We start from the raw sequence: 18,214 nt of genomic DNA on the forward strand, positions 1-18,214 counted from the left end.
TTTTAATATGATTGAGGATACATCCATGGCTAAGGTTAAACGGCATGAACTACTATTATTGTCCATCAACAAGAAAAAACGCTTTACATTAAAAGAACTCGCAGAAGAATTTAAAGTTTCAACCCGAACCATTCAAAGGGACCTGCTTTCCCTGATGGATATGGGACTGCCGATCGTGTCTGAATTCGGTCCCCACGGAGGATATAAACTTGAAAACGAAAGAATTCTGCCGCCAATCGGTTTTACAGAGTCTGAGGCACTTGCTTTCTTATTTGCTCTGCAGCCCTACAAAAAGAGCCTATCGTTCCCTTTCAGAAGGGAAGCTGTCTCTGGGCACGATAAATTTATCAACTACCTTCCTGATGATGCAGTCAAAAGGTTCGAAGAAATTCAAAAAAGATTGCTCATCCACCTGCCTTCCTACCCTGATCCCTTACCTTTCTTGCCTCTTTTTCTGGACGCATCATTGGAGCAGTGCCTGGTCACCGCGCACTATGAGCTGGGAGGGAACACCAAGCTCGGCAGACTTCAGCCAATCGGGATCTATTGTGACTGTGGCAGCTGGTACAGCCCCTGTTACAGCCATACAGAGAACGAATTTCAAGTGATTGATTTAAAAGATGTAAAACAAGCAGCAATTCAAATTGAACATCAAGCTTTAATGGATTTCTCAGAAGTGACGATCACGAATTGGCCAGATCTTCTTCCGCCTTCCAAAAAGCTTCAGTTACATATTAAATTAGAAGGCGAAGGCATTCAGAAGGCTTTGAGACATCCCTCTCTCTCTTCTCATGTCATACAAGAGACCGATGGCAGCGGGCTCATTTCAATGTATATACTGACAAATGATATTCACAGATTTGGAGAATTAATATGGTCCCTCGGCAGCGATGCCCAGGTCGTACAACCGGCTGAAATCGCAGAGATTATACGGAAAAAGACGGAGCTCATGAGCAGAAACTATGAAAGGATTCCAACCTTTTAAAAAGTTTGAAAGTCTTTTTACTCATAAAAGTTGCCAAAAAGGAGTATAATGTAAGTATTACACTTAAGGGGGATACCCATGGCCTTTTTTTCCAAAAACCCGATCGAACCAGTTCCTGACGTAGAAACGAAAGTATGGGCATGTGAAAATGAGGAGTGCACATGCTGGATGAGAGCAGATTACTCTCTGCAGGAAACACCAAAATGCCCGATTTGCAAATCAAAGATGGCTCAAGAAATCCGCATGCTCCCCGAGCTAAAATAAAGATGAAACAGGATCATATTTAAGTCCCTGGACTTATAATATGATCCTTTTTTCTTGCTATTCCCTATGTTTATCGATAAGTCCATCCGGGTATAGAAGATGAAAAGGAGGAATTCGACAATGAACAATCAAACAACGAAAACAACTGACACCAAAGACAAAACCAACTTTACCAAAGGTGTTCTTGTTGGGGGGCTGGTTGGAGCCGCAACCGCTCTATTACTGACTCCAAAATCCGGAAAGGAAATGCGCCGGGATTTATCCAATCAAACATCTAATCTAAAAGAAAAAACGATCCAAATGAAGGACGAAGCAAAATTGAAAACTCGTCTGGGAACAATGGCTGGGAAAGAAAAAGCTTCTAACATGGTGGGAAGCGTGAAAGATATAACCAGTCAAATGACTTCTCAAGCTAAGGAAAAGATTAGTTCGATGAAAAACAAAAATGAGAATTCGGCTGTTTCACCAACCACTCAAAACGATCCCGAAATACCACCTTCTCCTGAGGCATCTAAAGAAACACTCGGAGAATAATACAAACTATAGCCCAGCTCTTTAGCAGCTGGGTTTTTTATGTTTTTTTCACGCGCTCCTCTATCATCTCTTTCTTTTTAAGAGTGTATTCTTCATAATATCTGTTCTCTTTTAATACATTAGGTAGAGATATATTATGGGGGGGTGTTGATATGCACATCCATGTGGTTCAGCAGGGTGACAGCCTATGGGGTATTGCCCATCACTATGGTGTTGATCTTCAAGTCATCATGAACGAAAACGAAGTAAGAGATCCCAATTCACTGGTTATCGGCCAGGCACTGGTGATCCCTCCTCCCTTTCCGCGCTATCGTGTACAGCAAGGCGATACCCTGTATTTAATAGCCGGCCGATGGGATACCTCCGTTCAAGCCATTGTGGACCGGAACAATTTAGAAAAGACGGCTTATATTTATATAGGCCAAGAACTCATCATCCCCGTCCATGTTGTGCACCCAGGCGACAGTCTGTATGTGATTTCCATGAAGTATGGCGCAAGCATTCAAGGAATCGCCGAAGAAAATAATTTATCGGCTGCACATGTTATTTATCCCGGACAAAAACTGACCATTCCTTTCGAGAGGCCTGTAAAAGAAATAAATGCCTACATCAGCAGCTATACCCCCGCTATTCAAAAGGAAATACATTCAAAAGGAAAATATTTAACGTATATTACGCCTTTCAGCTATACCATCAACAAGGACGGGACACTTAACCCTCCAAAAGACGAAGTCGTCCTTCCCGCAGCCAAATCAGAAAGCATTTCTCCTTTAATGGTAGTGACCAACTTTCAAAACGGGACATTCGATACTGAACTCATCAGCGCTGTTCTTTCGGACACCAGCATTCAGAGTAAACTGCTTAACACTATCCTTTCGGTCATGAAGAACAAGGGATATAAAGGGGTTAACTTCGATTTTGAATACATTAGCCCTAACCAGAGGGAAGCTTACAACCAGTTTCTAAGGCGGACCGTATCCTTATTTAAACCTCTTGGATATATCACATCCACCGCGCTCGCTCCAAAGCTTAGCGCAGGGCAAAAAGGAATTCTCTATGAAGCTCATGATTATCGGGCACATGGTGAAATCGTAGATTTTGTCATTGTTATGACGTATGAATGGGGATGGATCGGCGGCAAACCGATGGCGGTTGCTCCTTTAAGCGAAGTAAAGAAAGTCCTGGAATATGCATTGACAGAAATACCAGCTAACAAGCTTGTCATGGGTGTCCCTCTGTATGGCTATGATTGGAAGCTGCCTTTTGTTCAAGGAACGTATGCTCAGACTGTCTCTCCCCAAGAAGCGGTCGACCGGGCTCGACGTTACGGAGCATCAATTCAATATGATGAGAAGGCTCAATCGCCCTTTTACAATTATTATGATGGAAGCGGCGCCCAGCATATCGTATGGTTTGAAGATGCAAGGAGCATAAAAGCAAAATTCACCACAGCCAAACAGTATCAATTAAGAGGCATCAGCTATTGGCTTTTGGGGCCAGCATTTCCTCAGAACTGGTATGTTCTTCAAAATGAGGTTAAACCAAAAAAATAGAAAAGCGCAATATTCTTACAAAAAAGCAGCTAGGCGTGTAAATGGCCTGCTGCTTTTTATGCTAAACCCACCACATATCTGCAGGAGTTTCTTCAATCATCACATCATTTAAATTTTTCACCGCGCGGGCAAATCCTTCATTTATGGACATAAGGGGATCCTCATGCTCAATGCTGACCACATAGTCATAACCATAGGTACGCAGCGCGCTGATCATATCGGACCATTCCTGTACGCTGTGTCCGCATCCTACTGAACGGAAACTCCACGCACGGGATTGAACTTCACCATACGGCTGCATGTCAGTCAGTCCATATAAGTTCACATTATCCTGATCAATATAAGTGTCTTTGGCATGGAAATGATGGATAGCATTCTCTTTGCCTAGTATTTTGATAGCCGCTATCGGATCAATCCCCTGCCACCACAGATGGCTTGGATCAAGGTTGGCACCAATGGCATCACATGTTTTTTGACGAAGTTTCAACAATGTGTAAGGAGTATGAACGAGGAATCCCCCATGCAGTTCAAGGCCAATTTTTACGTTCTTGTCCTTGGCATACTGTCCCCACTCTTGCCAGTAAGGAATCAGTTTTTCTTCCCATTGCCATTTTAAGATGTCGCCATATTCATTCGGCCAAGGTGTAACCGGCCAGTTTGGGTATTTCGCTCCTTCATGATCCCCAGGTACGCCTGAAAAACAGTTGACGACAGGCACTCCTAGCAGATTAGCAAGATCGACGGTTTTAACAAACGTGTCATGAGATTGACGGGCAAACTCCTGGTCAGGAGAGAGCGGATTTCCATGGCAGCTGAGAGCACTGATCGTTAGATCTCTGGATTTCACCTGATGGAGAAAATTCTTTCGTTTCTCTTCACTGTCCAAAAGTTCATCTAAGTTGCAATGTGCGTTTCCCGGGTAATTCCCTGTCCCGATCTCCACGGCCTTAACGCCGGCTTTCTTCACATGATCGAGCATTTGTTCAAACTGCATATCTGAAAATAATACGGTAAATACACCTAACTTCATTGACTCTCCACTTCCTTTCGATAATCAAGTTTAACGCTGCTCCCAGTAAGGCTGCTTTTATAGATGGCTTCAATCAGCATAGAGACCATTCGTGCTTCCTCCGGCTTGACGACCTGTTCAGCCAGGCCGAGACAGCAGTCTACAAAATTCTCCGCCTGCGGATTTCCAGGGTTTTCATCACCTGGAATAAAGGATGCCTCAGAATTAAGGAGCATGCCGTGTTTTGCCTGATTCAAGTGAAAAGGAAAAACATCCAGCCCGCCTTTTTCACCAGAAATGCTAACATTCTCCACATCATCTTTAATGTTGGCTGACCATGAGGTTTCTAATAAAAGAGACGCACCGTTTTCAAAACGGATGTACCCTGTTACATGGTCATCCACTTCAAATGTTTTATGGTCAAACTCACCCCAAAGATTAACTTGGTCAGGAGTACGGCTCAAAAGATTATATTGAGAGCCCATGACTTCCACAGGAACAGGATTTCCCATCAGCCATAAGGACAAGTCCAGCAGATGACAGCCATAATCGATCAGGCTTCCCCCTCCCTGCAATTCTTTATTTGTAAAGACTCCCCAGCCTGGAACCTTTCTTCTTCTGAGTCCCTGGGTTCTGATGACAAGCGGCTCGCCGATCTCACCTTCTAGCATCACCTTTTTGGCAGCCTGGGCATTTTTCATAAAACGATAGTGATAAGCGATGGAAAGAATTTTGCCTGATTCTTTTGAAGCCTGAATCATCCGGTCACATTCTTCGGTAGACAACGCCATTGGTTTTTCACATAACACATGGACACCGGCTTGGAGTGCCGCTACCGCAATTTCTGCATGAAACTTGTTTGGAGTTGATATGATTACGGCATCAATGTGAGGAAGCATCTCATGAAAATTCTCATACACAGATGGAATATCATACTTCTCTGCAATCTGTTCAGCACGATGAACGTTTAAATCACTTACACCCGTAATCACTGCCTTTTCAGCTAAATTTTGAATGGCTGGAATATGCCTTCCTTCAGCGATTCCTCCGACCCCAATCAAGCCTACTTTTAGCAGATTCATGCGAGCACCCCGTTTTCGAGACTCACTGTCTTCTTCGTTTCGCTTGCTTTTAGTGCAGCAATAATGACAGCAAGAGACCGTTTTCCTTCTTCTCCGGATACAGCTGGCTCTGTGTCGTTCAGGATGCAATCTGCAAACTTGCCGATCACGCGTGAATCATTCTGGCCCCCTGAATCATTCGTCTGAATCTGGCCCAGAGAGTAGTTTACAGTTGAACCATCTTTGTATTGAGCGATCAAAGAATACTCAGGGCTTTCCTCGAGGCGCAAAATTCCTTTCTCTCCATAAATAATAGTAGAGTTGTCCTCTTTTGAGACATAGGACCAGCTCGCTGCAAGTGTTCCGATCACTCCGCTTGCTGTTTTTAATATACATACCGCTGTATCATCTACGGTAGCGTTTTTCTTTGAAGATGTTTCCACAAAAGATGCCACTTCATCCACTTCTTCACCTAATATGAAGCGGATCAGATCTGTTTTGTGAACACCAAGGTCTCCCATCGCTCCGATAAATGCTTTTTCTTTTTTGAAAAACCAGCTGTCTGTGCCATCTGCGCTCCATGTTTCTGGCCCAGGATGTCCGAATGCTGTTCTAAAGCTGTAAACCCTGCCCAGTTCTCCACCAGCGATCAATTCCTTCGCTTTTTCATGAGATCGGACAAAACGCTGATTATGAGCGATCATTAGTTTTTTCCCATTTTTCTCACTGGCAAGGATCATTTGCTCCGCTTCCTCAAGTGAAGTCGCCATCGGTTTCTCGCATAAAACATGCTTGCCGCTATTTAATGCAGCAACGGAAATGGGCGCATGAAGGTAATTGGGTGTGCACACACTGACAGCTTCAATTTCAGGATCATTAAGCAGATCTTCATAAGAATAGTACGCTTTTGCACCGTATTCTTTGGCAATGTGATCTGCTCGTTCATGATTAATGTCGCATACTGCTGCAATGATGGTTTGTGAATTGTTTTTATACTCTGGTAAATGTCTGTGCTGAGCGATGCTTCCGCATCCAATGACTCCAACTTTAATCATCCTGTCTTCCACTCCTTTTAGTTTTGATTGGCACCAATTGCTTCAAGAGGTTTTGCATTCCCGTAAACCGGTTTATCGCTTCCTGCAGGTTTTGCCCATTGAACGGCATTTAAAATGACCTTTTGTACATCGGCATTATGATAAGTAGGATAGGTTTCGTGTCCCGGACGGAAATAAAAAACTTTTCCTTTCCCGCGCTTGTATGTGCACCCGCTCCTGAACACCTCTCCGCCTTCAAACCAGCTGACGAAAACCAGTTCATCAGGAGCCGGGATATCAAAATGCTCTCCGTACATCTCTTCTTGAGGCAACTCAATATATTCACTGATTCCAGAAGCAATCGGATGGGATGGATCGACTACCCATAGACGTTCTTTTTCATCTGCTTCCCGCCATTTCAAATCGCAGGAAGTGCCCATTAGTTTTTTAAAGATTTTTGAGAAGTGTCCAGAGTGAAGGACAATTAATCCCATACCATCCAGAACACGCTGATAAACGCGCTCTACTACTTCCTCTTTTACTTCATCGTGTGCTATATGTCCCCACCAGACAAGAACGTCTGTCTGATCAAGAGTCTGCTGGCCTAACCCGTGTTCTGGCTCATCAAGAGTTGCGGTATCTGCGTCTACCCCTGCTTTTGATAAAAATTGCTGGATGGCACCGTGAATTCCTTCAGGATACACCGAGCGTACAGCCGGATTTTTGTTCTCATGGCGATTTTCATTCCAGATGGTAACCTTCATTGCGTTCCACTCCTTCTATTTATGTAAGAAATAACCTCTTCTGTTTATAAGTAAACGTTTACGTATCAGACGAGGTAGAACCTTTATACTTTTCAGAATGTAAACGTTTACCTATATTTTACGGCACATTACTCGTTTGTCAAATGTTAAAATACAGTAACTTGAATTTATTTTCATCGGCAGCAGGTTTTAAAATCCTGATAAGGGCTATAGTTACCATACAGTCTCATTTAAAGGAGAGAAACATATAATGGATAACCATAAAAAACAAAAGGAATTGCTTGATCGAAACGACAAAGAGAATGCCTTTAAACGGAGCCAGGAAAAACAACTGGAGCGGGATCAGCTCGTCATGCCTGCTGATGAACTTCCGTTAGAAGATTTTGAAGATGAACAAAATGAGGAAAGAAATAAAAAAGCTACAAAGAACACTTCGTCATCAGAAAGAAAACTAAACCCTCCTGAGGGTGATCGTTAATACTCGGAGAATAACGTAATCCTACTTATAAAATGGGGCTGTCCTGAAAGTCGAAAATTGACCTTCAGGCAGCTCCTTTGACGTGAAAAATCTTCAATGAAAAGTTGATTGGAGTGCAAGGTGCGAGACTCCTCGAAAATGAACTTCACATTTTCTTCGTGCGATAAAAAGCTGCCGGAGCCTTCCTTGTCCTGCGGGACTAGCGTGACTGGTGAGACTCCCGCCGGTGCTTGCACCAAAAAGTAGGCGTTTACGCCGGTAAAAGCGAGCAGCCAGGAGCGGAGATCAACAGCTACCAGACTTCTTGGACAGCCCCATTTTTTATTGATTTGCTTCCTGTTCCCACGCTTTTACTGTTTGATCTCGCGGTAGTAAAAACGTCAGTATACCGGCTATTGGAAAAAAACTGACCAATACCATAATGAAATGTACACTGAAGGCGTCCGCCAGGTTTCCGAGGATAACCGAACCGAGAGCTCCCATTCCAAAAGCAAGCCCGACAATCAGTCCGGATACCATACCAATCCTTCCGGGAAGCAGTTCCTGAGCATAAACAACCGTCACTGAAAAACTGGTCATTAGAATAAAACCGAGCAGCAAGAATATTGGATAGATCCAAATTAAACTGACATATGGCAGCAGGAGTGCTAGCGGAGCAGAACCCAGCATCGACCAGAAAATCATATTTCTCTTTCCTAATCGGTCGGCCATCGGTCCTCCAAAAAAAGTTCCGAGAACGCCAGCTGCCAGAAAGACAAAAATATAATACTGCGCATGGCGAATGGAAAGGCCATAATCCTTAATCAAATAAAACTGGTAGAAGTTTGAGATTCCTGAAAAATACCAAGATCGCGCAAATACAAGAAAGACTAAAAGACATACGGCAAAGATAATCTGCTTCTTTCTTTTTGGATTTGCAGCTTTCTTAGACGGCTTTTTTGTCACTTTCGGAAAGTTTACAAGCCTTGACCGATACCATCCAGACACAAAAACCAGGACGATGATGGCCATGGCTGCTGCTGATGTAAACCATATCGCTCCAAACTGGCCGAACGGAACGAACACAAGAGCTGTCATGACAGGCGCCAATGAATTTCCTGTATTCCCTCCAACCTGATAAATCGATTGTGCCAATCCTCTCCTCTTCCCGGCTGCCATATACGCAACACGTGATCCTTCCGGATGAAAAACAGCAGAACCAAGGCCGATCAGGATAACCGAGAGCAATATGTACGTAAAGTTATTAGAATAAGCGATGCCAACCATTCCGATCAAGCTGGATGCCATCCCAAGAGGAAGCAAATATGGTGATGTGGTCCGATCCGTATACCAGCCTACAACCGGCTGCATGATGGAAGAGGTAATGTTCAGTGAGAATGCAATCCATCCAAGCTGGGCAAAAGACAGATTCATAGACTTCTCGAGGATCGGAAAAATAGCTGGAATAACCGCCTGCATCGCATCGTTTAACAGATGCACAAAACTGATCGCAAAAAGCACCTTGTAAATGGTAGCTGATGACGAGGGTTCCTTTTTTAACGAAGCAACACCCATGACATATCCTTCTTTCTCTAATTGGTTTATATTGTTAAAGATTATCATTCTTTTACGGATTTTTACAAATAAAAAGAAGAACGATGGAGCTAGACAAAAAAAGCATCAGAAGATTACTCTTCTGATGCTTTTCTTCTTCCGCTTTCTGCATTGTCGAATTCTTTCACACGGGCCTTGCCCATTAAGATAATGAACAACAGAGCGATGACCACAGAGATCAGGGAGTACTGAAAGATTTTTGCAATGGAATCTGCCAGAATTCCCGTCATTTTATTGAGGACTTCAGGCGGTATTTGTTTACGGACCTCCGGCTGAAGGAGAGCCCGCGAGTCAACATTCTTTTGAAACTTAGAGAACTGAGGCAATGCATCTTTTAATTTATCGGTCAGCAGATTATTCTGAATCGTACCGAAAATGGTGATACCGAGAGTCATTCCAATCAGGCGGAAGAATGCATTCTGTGAGTTAGCAGATCCCCTCTGACGAGGATCAAGCATATGGACAGAAGCCATACTTAGAACAGGGAAGGAGAACCCTACTCCAATTCCTGTCAGAACCATATATAGAGTGACCATGAGCCGAGAAGTGTCGGCTGACATGGTGCTCAGCAAGTAAACACCCACCAGGAAAATGCTGCCGGAAACGAGCATCACATTTCGATAGGAAGAGTTGATGACGGTACGCCCTCCTGTCTGGCTCCCAACAACAACCCCGATCATCATTGGCATTAAAATTAATCCAGCGTTTGTTGCCGAACCGCCAAACACACCTTGTATGTAAATGGGAATGTACATGGTAGCTAGTATAAAGACAGAACCGTAGAAAAAGGCGATGCCCTGGCTGGACAGAAACAGTCTGCTTTTAAAGAGATTCAAAGAAACGATAGGGTCTGCCGCACGTCGTTCTACTAGAATAAAAAGGATAAAGAGAACGGCAAATGCAGCAAATAAAGATAGGATAAGTGCGGAATCCCATTCATAATCTTTTCCTCCGAATTCGAGGGCAAACATCAAGCTGACGATCGAAGCTACGAGCAGGCCCGCTCCTAAATAATCAATTTTTTGTTCTCTGTGCTCAAGAGATTCAAAATAATACTTCAAGATAAAGAAAAGCGAAAGCAGTCCGAGCGGCAAATTAACATAGAAAATCCACCTCCAATCCAAGTAGTCGGTCAAATATGCACCTAGCAGAGGACCGAAGACACTGGACATTCCAAAGACGGCACCAAAAAGGCCTGTCATTTTCCCTCGCTGCTCTACCGGAAAGATATCAAAAATGATCGTAAAGGCAATCGGCATCAGGGCACCACCTCCGATTCCCTGTATCGCACGGTAAACGGAAAGCTGTGTCATACTGTCTGCCATTCCGCACAGAACCGATCCGATAATAAAGAGACCCAGACCTGTAATATAAAATTTTTTCCTTCCATACATGTCAGAAAGTTTCCCGAAAATAAGCATACTTGCCACTGACGCAATCATGTACGAGGATGTTACCCAAATGAACTTGTCCAGCTCACCCAATTCAGCAACGATTGTTCCGAGGGCAGTTGCCACTATTGTGTTGTCCATAGCGGACATGAGAATTCCGAGCAGCAGGCCTGCAACAACAAAATTTTTGTTGCTCTTTTGATTAACCATATTTTTGTCTCCTTGAAATGTTAATGAAATAGACAGGTATATAGTTTTCGACTTTTAGAATTTAAATCCTGCCGGAAAATCAAAAAGGAAGAGCGGCAGCGCTCTTCCTCTCCAAAAAAAACGACTTATAATTTTTCAATGATTTTATTGATGATCCCGTATTCAAGAGCTTGTGCTGCCGTCATGAAGAAATCTCGGTCGGTATCTTTTTCGACACGCTCAAGCGGCTGTCCTGAACGGTCTGAAATGATCTTATTTAAGATTTCTCTCGTTTTTATAATTCGCTTGGCATGGATGATCATATCTGCAGCCTGCCCTTGTGTTCCTCCTAGCGGCTGATGAATCATGACTTCTGCGTTTGGGAGGGCAAACCGTTTGCCTTCTGCCCCCGCGACCAGCAGAATGGCACCCATGGAAGCAGCCATTCCTATGCAGATGGTTGAAACAGCAGGCTTGATGAACTGCATTGTGTCATAGATCGCCAATCCCGCGGTAACCGACCCTCCTGGAGAATTGATGTAGATGGAAATATCTTTTTCCGGATCTTCCGCTGCGAGAAACAGGAGCTGAGCCACAACAGAATTGGCTACATTATCATCGATGGCACTTCCAATGATGATGATACGGTCTTTCAAAAGCCGGGAATAAATATCGTAGGAACGCTCACCACGGTTAGTTGTTTCCACTACCATTGGGACTAAATTCATTTTCATCTTCCTCCTATAGAATCGTTATGCAGCCTGGCAAATCGGTGTGGAAGCTGCGCCTTCTGATGCGATTTTTCCGAATCCGGACGTAATATAAATGACTTTTACCGGGGTATTATCTTCACTTTCAATCGAAATTTCCGTTCTGATTTCTTCTTGCCCGGCCTCTTCCCTTTCAGTCCGCTTATCTACTAAAGCTATGACTTTATCGGCTTGATCTGCCTGCTTCTTGCTCTTTTCCCAGGCAAGAGAAGGATGCTTTTTCACTTCATTCATCCCTCGATTCCTCCCTCCGGTTTTGGATAGACAGCAATAGACACCTGATATTCTTCGCCTTGCTCATTTTTTCCAGACTGATATTTGCCAACAAGCTGGTGAAGCAGTGAGAAATACTCATTAATGAACTGGTTGCGTTCCTCCTCATTGGACAAGGAAACTGAAGCTTGCAGAATGGCACTTGGAATTTGTTCATCCTCTGCTTTTTCCATGAGCTGCAGTGCATCTTTCTTCATGGTTTCAGTTAAGGTGAGAACGTGGGCCAGCGCATGCTGATCTTTTAATTTCTGTGAAGTTTCCGGTGACAAGCCAAGAGAGTCAGAAAAAATTAACGTTTTGGCTACTGCTTGATAAAGTACTTCTACCAAATTCCTCACATTCCTCGTTCCTGCTCTGAAAACAAGCCCTACTTTTTCTAAAGCCTTTAGATGGTAATTGATCTTCTGAGGTGACTCATTGAGCAGCTTTGCTATTTCTGTTGCAGAAGCCGGTTCTTTTAGAGCACTGAGCATCTCGGAACGAATGGGATGGAGCAAAGCAGCAGCCTGCTCAGGCAGCGTTACAAGATACGTCTCTTCAATCGATGCATTCTTTTTCACTGGTTCACCTCACTTAAAAATTTTATTTTACGTAAAATCATTTTATTACGATAGGCTTATCTTTGTCAAACATTTCTAATTTTAATCAAAAAAAGTGGCAGAAGCTTGTGCTTCTGTCACTTTAATAGCGGCATAACGGCCAATAGGATAAAGATTAATACCATAGCTGTATTGAAAAAAAACTCTGTTTTAAGTTTGAAATAATATCGTTCAATGGCACGAAACAAAAATACTGCAGCTAAGATTCCGAATAACAGGGCCGGACTGTTAATGTACATTCCATTCCATAGAGCCAGCAAAAAGCCGAGGAACAGCAGTACCATTTCCGAATACGCCCATATCTTACTTCTCTTTTTCATCGTGGCACCTCTTTCTTGCGTACTCTTTTATAGTACGAAGAACACGGTTGTTCGGTGACATCCCTATTTAATTAATGAGTCTTGCTTTCCATGCCTTCTCTACCCGTTCAAGCAGACCGCTTGCCGCCTTCTCTGGATCCACATGCAGGCTGATGGCTGATATGACAGATACTCCATCCGCTCCGGCTTCGATTACTTCAAATGCGTTTTCTCTAAAAATGCCGCCTATTCCCACGATTGGTGCTGTAATCCCTGCTGCTCTTAGCTCTTTTAAAACAGAAAACCCCATAACATCACGCGTATCCATCTTTGTACTTGTATCAAAAATCGGGCCCACTCCTAAATAATCTGCTCCAGCCCGTAATGCATCTTCTGCTTCTTCAACATTGTGAACCGAAACGCCAAGAATTTTATCGGGGATGCGGCTGCGGATTTGATTGAGATCTCCATCCTCCTGCCCGACATGCAGACCATCGGCATTCAGGCTGATCATGAGATCGATATCATCATTAATAATAAAAGGAACATGGTATTTTCCGCAGATTTTCTGCAAGATAAGAGCTAAGGCATATTTCTGATCAGATGATAGACACCCTTCGCCCTTTTCACGATATTGAAAAAGCGTCGCTCCTCCCTTTAGCGCTTGCTCCAGCACTTGTTCAGGTTCAGCTCTGCAGTTTAAGCTTCCCATAATAAAATAAACTTTCAACTGCTGTTTAAGCGTATTATATTCCATCTGTAAGCCTCCTTAGCTCCACCTGCCGGCCGTTTTCAAGTCTTCAGGGTTTAATAGATAGAGCTCATCCAATAATGCTGTCTGAAAGGAGCCTGGTCCTGCCGAAACGGCTTGAGCGCGTTCAGCACAGATTCCCAGCATCGTCAAAGCGCCCGCGGCCCTGAGGCAGCAGGAAAGGCCGGTTTCCAGAGATCTGGCCATAAACAAACCGATGAGAGAGGTTGAAAAACAGCCGGTCCCTGTCACGTAAGACAATATTTCATGTCCACCACTAATCGCTATGCATTCCTTTCCATCACTCACTGCATCCTGTTTTCCTGTAATGACAATGACCGAACCGAGCTTTCTGGCCGCATGCAAAGCAAGCTCATCATCGTTTCCTGATAGTTCACCATCAACCCCTTTGCCACCCCAGTCACCTCCATACAAAAAGGAGATCTCTGCAGCATTGCCGCAAATGACATCGGGAGAAACCTTTTCTACCAGCTCTTCAACGGCTTTCTTCCTTAATTGGGAAAGTCCTGCACCCACCGGATCCAAAATGACAGGAATGCCCAGTTCCTTCGCTTTTTTTCCAGCCAAAACCATTGCATTAACTAAGTCAGGTTCAACGGTTCCAATATTTAAAACCAGTGCGTCAGCTGCCATGACGGCTTCTTCAGCCTCTTCATAATGATGAGCCATCATCGGGCTTCCTCCAGCTGCCAAGATGCCGTTCGCTAAAAAATTCATCGTTACATGGTTAGTGATGTGATGAATCAGAGGTTTTTTCTTTCTAATGTCTTCTAAAAGCACACTCAGTTCGTTCATGCCTGATTCCTCCTGTATGCCCAATGGTTTGTCGGCCCATGGCCGCTGCCAATATGAAGCGGGTGGCTGATTGCTTCCTGAATAAAAGTTTTCGCTGTTTTTACAGCATGAAACGGGGTTTTTCCAAGTGCCAGTTCAGCAGCAATGGCAGCTGCAAACGTACAGCCGGTTCCATGAGTTTGCGGTGTATCAATCCTTCTTCCTTCCAGCTCATGCATCTTCTCGCCATCATAAAACAAGTCGACTGGCGCTTTATCATGAGAGAGATGGCCTCCTTTGATCACGATCATTCCTGCTCCTAAATCATGCAAAAATTTTGCAGCATCCTCCCTGTCTTGCTTTGTGGAAATGCTTCTTCCAGTTAGCTGCTCAGCTTCGGGAATATTCGGTGTCAGGATCGAGGCTAGAGGAATCAGCTGTTTTTTCAGGGCTTCTACTGCATCCCTTCTCAGAAGGTCAGCCCCCCCTTTCGCGATCATTACAGGATCCACAACAACGTTTTTCCATTCATACTTTCGAATATGATGAGATACCGCTTCTATAATTTCTGCACTGAAGAGCATACCCGTTTTTAAAGCTTCAGGACGAAGATCCTCTTCTATGCTGTTTAACTGTTTCATGATCATCTCAACAGGTACCGGGTGGATCCCTTGAACACCTAATGTATTCTGTGCGGTCACAGCTGTGATGACAGACATTCCATAGGCTCCCAATTCCTGAAACGTCTTTAAATCGGCCTGGATTCCTGCTCCCCCTCCTGAATCTGATCCTGCAACTGTTAATGCTTTTGGTGTTTTTAACATATGGAAGAACTCCTTTCACCACTAGAAGAGCGCAAGTGGCCCGTTCTGTTAAGGTCCCTGTGCACTGAAGCTGAACATGACCTCCTTCGACCGCTAAAAAGCCGCCATCTGAAGAGAAGGCGGCTTAAACATGAAAGCTGATAAAAGTTTAAGCCACTTCCCTCCGCCAGTATTAACCGAATCAGGTTCAAAGGGTCAAAGACATTTCTTTTCTCAGCTTTAAATCAAAGCTCCCCTAGTGGTATACGATGTATGATGTTATTTCTATCCTATATGACAGCAGCCAAAGCGTCAAACAAGGGATAAAATTTGTCGAAAAGTTAGGCTGCTGTGTTTAAAAACGAACGGATACGGGCATTATTTATACAACACCCGATAGAAAATCTGGAGGGAGAGAAATTATGAATATTAGAGAGAAACTGCAAAATTTAAAACAAAATCCAGAAGATGTTTACAGTCATTCACAAACAGAAGAATCCTTCTCAAGAAATTACACCAATCCCGTCGAAGTCAAATATAACCCTGCAGAAGATGTTTACGAATTAAAAGTATTTGATATGGAAGGCGGTGAACAGCTGGACAGTAAAAAATTCCATTCTGTAGATGAAGTCCTGGCTGATTTAAAAATTGAGAAGCAAAATGAAAAAAACTAAATTTTCAGATTAAACTGTTGCTATTATTACCATTGATAAGTATACTAGTAAAAACCCACTAACGCATGAGCTTTCAATCCTACAAGCTTCTGCAAAAAAGTTCAAGGAGGAATAGAGCATGAAAGACAATACATCGTATAATAAAGACATGAACGATCTTGTGAAATATAAACTTCAGAAGAAAAATGACCCGTTCGCTTTTAATATGGTTGCTCAGATGATCCTTGATGAGTCGCTGCACGCCCATCAGATGAAACGTTATAAAGAAAAAATAGATGAAGCCCTGGAAAAACGTGATGAAAAACAGTTCATGAAACTGACAGATGAATATATAAAATTCCTTGGATAAGAAACCAAACCTTTTACGGTTTGGTTTCTTTTTTTGAACGCTGTTTTCTTCTTAAGTAAAGCCATGCTCCTCCAATAGCCACGAAAAGGATAATGACAGGCGACAATCCAATGAGTGCAATAATAAGATAGGAAATAGTATGAACCAGTCCATTCCACGTCTCTTTAAATAAGGTCATTGAATTTCCCCAGGTATTCAGATTTTTATTGTTCTTCGTCCCAATATTTTTCATATCAAAATGGACCGTAACCGTTGAAAAATCGCTTTGATTCTCTAAATAGTTTATTCTGCCCTGGATTTTTTCAATTTGTTCCTGCACTCCTGATAGTTCTTTTGATATGGCAAGGAGATCCTCTGTTTTTACTGCATTTTTCATGAAGCTTTCCAAACGGTTACGAACAATGCGCTTTGCCTTCAGCCTTGCTTCCAAGTCAGTATATTCCTCTGTAACATCTCGTCCATTTATGATTTCATGAGGGCTCCCAGAACTTAATTCTCCTGCCTTTTTTGTGAAAACAAGAAAATCTTCCTTTGGAATTCTTATTTTCAGGTAACCCCCATTTTGCCCTTCTTCTTCAGACAAGAATTCACTTTCAGCGATATAGCCGCCCATTTGTTTTGTGAGTTGTTCCACTTCACTCCGGGCCTTCTTAATGTTTTGAACGCTTATTATAATTTCACTCGTGTAAATCATTTTTCGTCCTTGGTCGGCAGCAGGCTGCTTGTCTTCTTTAGCGGATTCCCTTTTCATGATGGTGGAAGAGCTTCCCCCTTCAGACGACTTTGATGCCATGTTTTCATCCTTGCTGCTGCACGACGCAAGAACTAAAACGATCAGCACCCATACGGCCATAAACTTTTGATTTCTCTTTTTTATCATCATCATGTCCCCCTTTAATTTATAGACGACCCAAAGCACCTATTCGTTACAATATATGGTAATTTTATAGCTTTGAGTTGCAATATCACCCGAATATGCTAGTATTTACAAAGTGATTTATTTACAACAAGAGCAGTGAAGTACGGAGGGTAACATGAACAAAGCAGGAAGAAACGAACCGTGTCCATGCGGCAGCGGGAAAAAATATAAGAATTGCTGTTTTCGATCGGTCACAACCGTTCAATTAAACAAAATTGTGGAAGTGAGCCGCCATCAGGAAGGCTTAGCTAAGTTTGCCTTTGACCATTTTCATGAAGAAATGGGGAGCCAAACACGCAATTACATAGAAAAATACAAGATTGGAAGAGATGAAGAACAAACGTATGCGAATCTGATGGTTTGCTGGCTGATGTTCCATTCTGACGTGAAGGACGGCGGATCACCAATTTCGTATTACCTTAAAGAGCAAAAAGGGAAAGAACAGCCGGAAATCTTGGATATCATAGCAGACTGGGAGAAGAGTTTCCCTTCTGTTTATAAAATGATCTCAAAAGTGAACCGAAATACCTTTTTATTACAAGATATGATGACCGATCAGAAATACACGGTCGAATTTAATTCTGAGATTCTTCCACACGACGGAACCGATCTAGCAGGTTCTATTATCTACACTGGAGAACATTACGAATTTTACATTGATTTTGCAGAGATTCCTCAGGGAGAATTGCAAAAACGCTTAGATGCGCTGACTGACTTGAAAATAACCTTGAAAGATGATTTTCCTAAAGCTCTACAAGTTCTTTTGTCGAAACTAGAGAAAGCAGCTGATGAAGACGCTGTGCCGCAGCCGGCTGATAGAGTTCTATCTTTGCTTAAAGAGAACACATCAGAGGAGATCTACAATGAGGCAGAAAGAATTTGGAATGTGTGGAACAAGACACAAAATCCAATTATCCGTAAAGAACAGCCCTATGCAGCCGCTCTTCATTATTTGGCGTCCAAGGACGTCCTGAATGAGCCTGCCACACAATCTGAAGTAGCCAAACGCTATGGCACTTCCGCATCCAGCCTTTCTGCAAAATACCGTCAGCTTAAAACTGCTTTAAACTAAAAAAGAACCTGCTCAAATGGGCGGGTTCTTTTTATGGTTCAGATCTCTTAATTTT

At 43.1% G+C, this 18,214-nt stretch carries 23 protein-coding genes and 1 riboswitch; of the genes, 8 read left to right on the forward strand and 15 right to left on the reverse strand.

What is annotated here, in order from left to right:
- Window positions 1–25 precede the first annotated feature (25 nt).
- From OKX00_RS15250 to OKX00_RS15265, 4 genes are all read left to right on the forward strand, one after another.
- On the forward strand, window positions 26–985 hold the full coding sequence (locus OKX00_RS15250; protein WP_265407897.1) for a helix-turn-helix transcriptional regulator: 960 nt from the start codon (window positions 26–28) through the stop codon (window positions 983–985).
- 78 nt (window positions 986–1,063) lie between these two features.
- A complete protein-coding gene (locus tag OKX00_RS15255) occupies window positions 1,064–1,249 on the forward strand; it encodes a cold-shock protein (RefSeq protein WP_053354887.1) in 186 nt (61 codons plus the stop codon).
- Window positions 1,250–1,369: 120 nt separating this feature from the next.
- Window positions 1,370–1,783: a YtxH domain-containing protein gene (locus tag OKX00_RS15260; protein ID WP_265407898.1), complete on the forward strand. Its 414-nt coding sequence runs from the start codon at window positions 1,370–1,372 to the stop codon at window positions 1,781–1,783.
- A gap of 152 nt (window positions 1,784–1,935) precedes the next feature.
- Window positions 1,936–3,336: a LysM peptidoglycan-binding domain-containing protein gene (locus tag OKX00_RS15265; protein ID WP_265407899.1), complete on the forward strand. Its 1,401-nt coding sequence runs from the start codon at window positions 1,936–1,938 to the stop codon at window positions 3,334–3,336.
- A gap of 61 nt (window positions 3,337–3,397) precedes the next feature.
- Here OKX00_RS15265 and OKX00_RS15270 read toward each other — a convergent pair whose 3' ends face one another.
- The 4 genes from OKX00_RS15270 to OKX00_RS15285 are packed head-to-tail and all read right to left on the reverse strand — an operon-like array spanning window position 3,398 to window position 7,204.
- The gene (locus tag OKX00_RS15270) at window positions 3,398–4,366 is read right to left on the reverse strand and encodes a sugar phosphate isomerase/epimerase family protein (RefSeq protein ID WP_265407900.1); all 969 of its coding nucleotides are present in this window, start codon (window positions 4,364–4,366) and stop codon (window positions 3,398–3,400) included.
- Entirely contained in the window at window positions 4,363–5,427 is a 1,065-nt protein-coding gene (locus OKX00_RS15275; RefSeq protein WP_265407901.1) for a Gfo/Idh/MocA family protein, read from the reverse strand. The genes OKX00_RS15270 and OKX00_RS15275 overlap by 4 nt, the downstream gene beginning before the upstream one ends.
- Entirely contained in the window at window positions 5,424–6,461 is a 1,038-nt protein-coding gene (locus OKX00_RS15280) for a Gfo/Idh/MocA family protein (protein WP_265407902.1), read from the reverse strand. The genes OKX00_RS15275 and OKX00_RS15280 overlap by 4 nt, the downstream gene beginning before the upstream one ends.
- A 17-nt stretch (window positions 6,462–6,478) precedes the next feature.
- Complete coding sequence (locus OKX00_RS15285) at window positions 6,479–7,204, reverse strand: ThuA domain-containing protein (protein ID WP_053354893.1); 726 nt, start codon at window positions 7,202–7,204, stop codon at window positions 6,479–6,481.
- A 250-nt stretch (window positions 7,205–7,454) separates the two neighbouring features.
- Here OKX00_RS15285 and OKX00_RS15290 point away from each other — a divergent pair, with 250 nt between their 5' ends.
- The gene (locus OKX00_RS15290; RefSeq protein ID WP_053354894.1) at window positions 7,455–7,682 is read left to right on the forward strand and encodes a hypothetical protein; all 228 of its coding nucleotides are present in this window, start codon (window positions 7,455–7,457) and stop codon (window positions 7,680–7,682) included.
- Here OKX00_RS15290 and OKX00_RS15295 read toward each other — a convergent pair.
- The 10 genes from OKX00_RS15295 to thiD all read right to left on the reverse strand — a co-directional run bounded on the left by OKX00_RS15295 (window position 7,679) and on the right by thiD (window position 15,166).
- Window positions 7,679–7,921, reverse strand: coding sequence for a hypothetical protein (locus OKX00_RS15295; protein WP_265407903.1), 243 nt, complete (start codon window positions 7,919–7,921; stop codon window positions 7,679–7,681). The two genes, OKX00_RS15290 and OKX00_RS15295, sit on opposite strands and share 4 nt — an antisense overlap.
- 82 nt (window positions 7,922–8,003) lie before the next feature.
- A complete protein-coding gene (locus OKX00_RS15300; protein ID WP_265407904.1) occupies window positions 8,004–9,236 on the reverse strand; it encodes an MFS transporter in 1,233 nt (410 codons plus the stop codon).
- A 113-nt stretch (window positions 9,237–9,349) separates the two neighbouring features.
- Window positions 9,350–10,876, reverse strand: coding sequence for an MDR family MFS transporter (locus OKX00_RS15305; protein ID WP_265407905.1), 1,527 nt, complete (start codon window positions 10,874–10,876; stop codon window positions 9,350–9,352).
- Between the two features lie 125 nt (window positions 10,877–11,001).
- A complete protein-coding gene (gene clpP / locus OKX00_RS15310) occupies window positions 11,002–11,583 on the reverse strand; it encodes an ATP-dependent Clp endopeptidase proteolytic subunit ClpP (RefSeq protein ID WP_053354897.1) in 582 nt (193 codons plus the stop codon).
- Window positions 11,584–11,607: 24 nt separating this feature from the next.
- Complete coding sequence (locus OKX00_RS15315) at window positions 11,608–11,859, reverse strand: hypothetical protein (RefSeq protein ID WP_265407906.1); 252 nt, start codon at window positions 11,857–11,859, stop codon at window positions 11,608–11,610.
- Entirely contained in the window at window positions 11,856–12,458 is a 603-nt protein-coding gene (locus OKX00_RS15320) for an ArsR/SmtB family transcription factor (RefSeq protein WP_053354899.1), read from the reverse strand. The genes OKX00_RS15315 and OKX00_RS15320 overlap by 4 nt, the downstream gene beginning before the upstream one ends.
- 116 nt (window positions 12,459–12,574) lie before the next feature.
- Window positions 12,575–12,817 carry a hypothetical protein gene (locus tag OKX00_RS15325; protein WP_053354900.1) on the reverse strand — a complete coding sequence of 81 codons (243 nt, stop codon included), beginning with the start codon at window positions 12,815–12,817 and terminating at the stop codon, window positions 12,575–12,577.
- A gap of 67 nt (window positions 12,818–12,884) precedes the next feature.
- Window positions 12,885–13,553, reverse strand: coding sequence for a thiamine phosphate synthase (thiE, locus tag OKX00_RS15330; protein WP_265407907.1), 669 nt, complete (start codon window positions 13,551–13,553; stop codon window positions 12,885–12,887).
- A gap of 12 nt (window positions 13,554–13,565) precedes the next feature.
- Window positions 13,566–14,363: a hydroxyethylthiazole kinase gene (gene thiM / locus OKX00_RS15335; RefSeq protein WP_265407908.1), complete on the reverse strand. Its 798-nt coding sequence runs from the start codon at window positions 14,361–14,363 to the stop codon at window positions 13,566–13,568.
- A complete protein-coding gene (gene thiD, locus OKX00_RS15340; RefSeq protein ID WP_053354903.1) occupies window positions 14,360–15,166 on the reverse strand; it encodes a bifunctional hydroxymethylpyrimidine kinase/phosphomethylpyrimidine kinase in 807 nt (268 codons plus the stop codon). Before thiD ends, thiM begins: the two co-directional genes overlap by 4 nt.
- Before the next feature lie 141 nt (window positions 15,167–15,307).
- Window positions 15,308–15,413, reverse strand: a riboswitch (TPP riboswitch).
- Window positions 15,414–15,567: 154 nt separating this feature from the next.
- Between thiD and OKX00_RS15345 the strand changes: the two genes are divergently transcribed.
- Both OKX00_RS15345 and OKX00_RS15350 read left to right on the forward strand, forming a co-directional pair.
- The gene (locus tag OKX00_RS15345) at window positions 15,568–15,819 is read left to right on the forward strand and encodes a hypothetical protein (protein WP_062231158.1); all 252 of its coding nucleotides are present in this window, start codon (window positions 15,568–15,570) and stop codon (window positions 15,817–15,819) included.
- A 118-nt stretch (window positions 15,820–15,937) separates the two neighbouring features.
- The gene (locus tag OKX00_RS15350; protein ID WP_265407909.1) at window positions 15,938–16,168 is read left to right on the forward strand and encodes an IDEAL domain-containing protein; all 231 of its coding nucleotides are present in this window, start codon (window positions 15,938–15,940) and stop codon (window positions 16,166–16,168) included.
- A 13-nt stretch (window positions 16,169–16,181) separates the two neighbouring features.
- On the opposite strand, the gene OKX00_RS15355 is transcribed toward OKX00_RS15350, so the two are convergent.
- Window positions 16,182–17,051, reverse strand: coding sequence for a DUF4349 domain-containing protein (locus OKX00_RS15355; RefSeq protein WP_265407910.1), 870 nt, complete (start codon window positions 17,049–17,051; stop codon window positions 16,182–16,184).
- A 151-nt stretch (window positions 17,052–17,202) separates the two neighbouring features.
- On the opposite strand from OKX00_RS15355, the gene OKX00_RS15360 reads away from it, so the two are divergent.
- The gene (locus OKX00_RS15360; RefSeq protein WP_265407911.1) at window positions 17,203–18,159 is read left to right on the forward strand and encodes a YecA family protein; all 957 of its coding nucleotides are present in this window, start codon (window positions 17,203–17,205) and stop codon (window positions 18,157–18,159) included.
- The last annotated feature ends 55 nt before the right edge of the window (window positions 18,160–18,214 follow it).

It is taken from the genome of Fictibacillus sp. KU28468, from assembly GCF_026153615.1.
GTDB lineage: Bacteria > Bacillota > Bacilli > Bacillales > Fictibacillaceae > Fictibacillus_C > Fictibacillus_C marinisediminis.

Coding starts and splice junctions, on each gene's coding strand:
- OKX00_RS15305 (WP_265407905.1), bottom strand. CDS start 10,876: ATGGTTAATCAAAAGAGCAACAAAAATTTTGTTGTTGCAGGCCTGCTG.
- thiM (WP_265407908.1), bottom strand. CDS start 14,363: ATGAACGAACTGAGTGTGCTTTTAGAAGACATTAGAAAGAAAAAACCT.
- OKX00_RS15350 (WP_265407909.1), top strand. CDS start 15,938: ATGAAAGACAATACATCGTATAATAAAGACATGAACGATCTTGTGAAA.
- OKX00_RS15325 (WP_053354900.1), bottom strand. CDS start 12,817: ATGAAAAAGAGAAGTAAGATATGGGCGTATTCGGAAATGGTACTGCTG.
- OKX00_RS15280 (WP_265407902.1), bottom strand. CDS start 6,461: ATGATTAAAGTTGGAGTCATTGGATGCGGAAGCATCGCTCAGCACAGA.
- OKX00_RS15255 (WP_053354887.1), top strand. CDS start 1,064: ATGGCCTTTTTTTCCAAAAACCCGATCGAACCAGTTCCTGACGTAGAA.
- OKX00_RS15275 (WP_265407901.1), bottom strand. CDS start 5,427: ATGAATCTGCTAAAAGTAGGCTTGATTGGGGTCGGAGGAATCGCTGAA.
- thiD (WP_053354903.1), bottom strand. CDS start 15,166: ATGTTAAAAACACCAAAAGCATTAACAGTTGCAGGATCAGATTCAGGA.
- OKX00_RS15315 (WP_265407906.1), bottom strand. CDS start 11,859: ATGAATGAAGTGAAAAAGCATCCTTCTCTTGCCTGGGAAAAGAGCAAG.
- clpP (WP_053354897.1), bottom strand. CDS start 11,583: ATGAATTTAGTCCCAATGGTAGTGGAAACAACTAACCGTGGTGAGCGT.
- OKX00_RS15250 (WP_265407897.1), top strand. CDS start 26: ATGGCTAAGGTTAAACGGCATGAACTACTATTATTGTCCATCAACAAG.
- OKX00_RS15270 (WP_265407900.1), bottom strand. CDS start 4,366: ATGAAGTTAGGTGTATTTACCGTATTATTTTCAGATATGCAGTTTGAA.
- OKX00_RS15360 (WP_265407911.1), top strand. CDS start 17,203: ATGAACAAAGCAGGAAGAAACGAACCGTGTCCATGCGGCAGCGGGAAA.
- OKX00_RS15300 (WP_265407904.1), bottom strand. CDS start 9,236: ATGGGTGTTGCTTCGTTAAAAAAGGAACCCTCGTCATCAGCTACCATT.
- OKX00_RS15345 (WP_062231158.1), top strand. CDS start 15,568: ATGAATATTAGAGAGAAACTGCAAAATTTAAAACAAAATCCAGAAGAT.
- OKX00_RS15265 (WP_265407899.1), top strand. CDS start 1,936: ATGCACATCCATGTGGTTCAGCAGGGTGACAGCCTATGGGGTATTGCC.
- OKX00_RS15355 (WP_265407910.1), bottom strand. CDS start 17,051: ATGATGATAAAAAAGAGAAATCAAAAGTTTATGGCCGTATGGGTGCTG.
- OKX00_RS15285 (WP_053354893.1), bottom strand. CDS start 7,204: ATGAAGGTTACCATCTGGAATGAAAATCGCCATGAGAACAAAAATCCG.
- OKX00_RS15290 (WP_053354894.1), top strand. CDS start 7,455: ATGGATAACCATAAAAAACAAAAGGAATTGCTTGATCGAAACGACAAA.
- thiE (WP_265407907.1), bottom strand. CDS start 13,553: ATGGAATATAATACGCTTAAACAGCAGTTGAAAGTTTATTTTATTATG.
- OKX00_RS15260 (WP_265407898.1), top strand. CDS start 1,370: ATGAACAATCAAACAACGAAAACAACTGACACCAAAGACAAAACCAAC.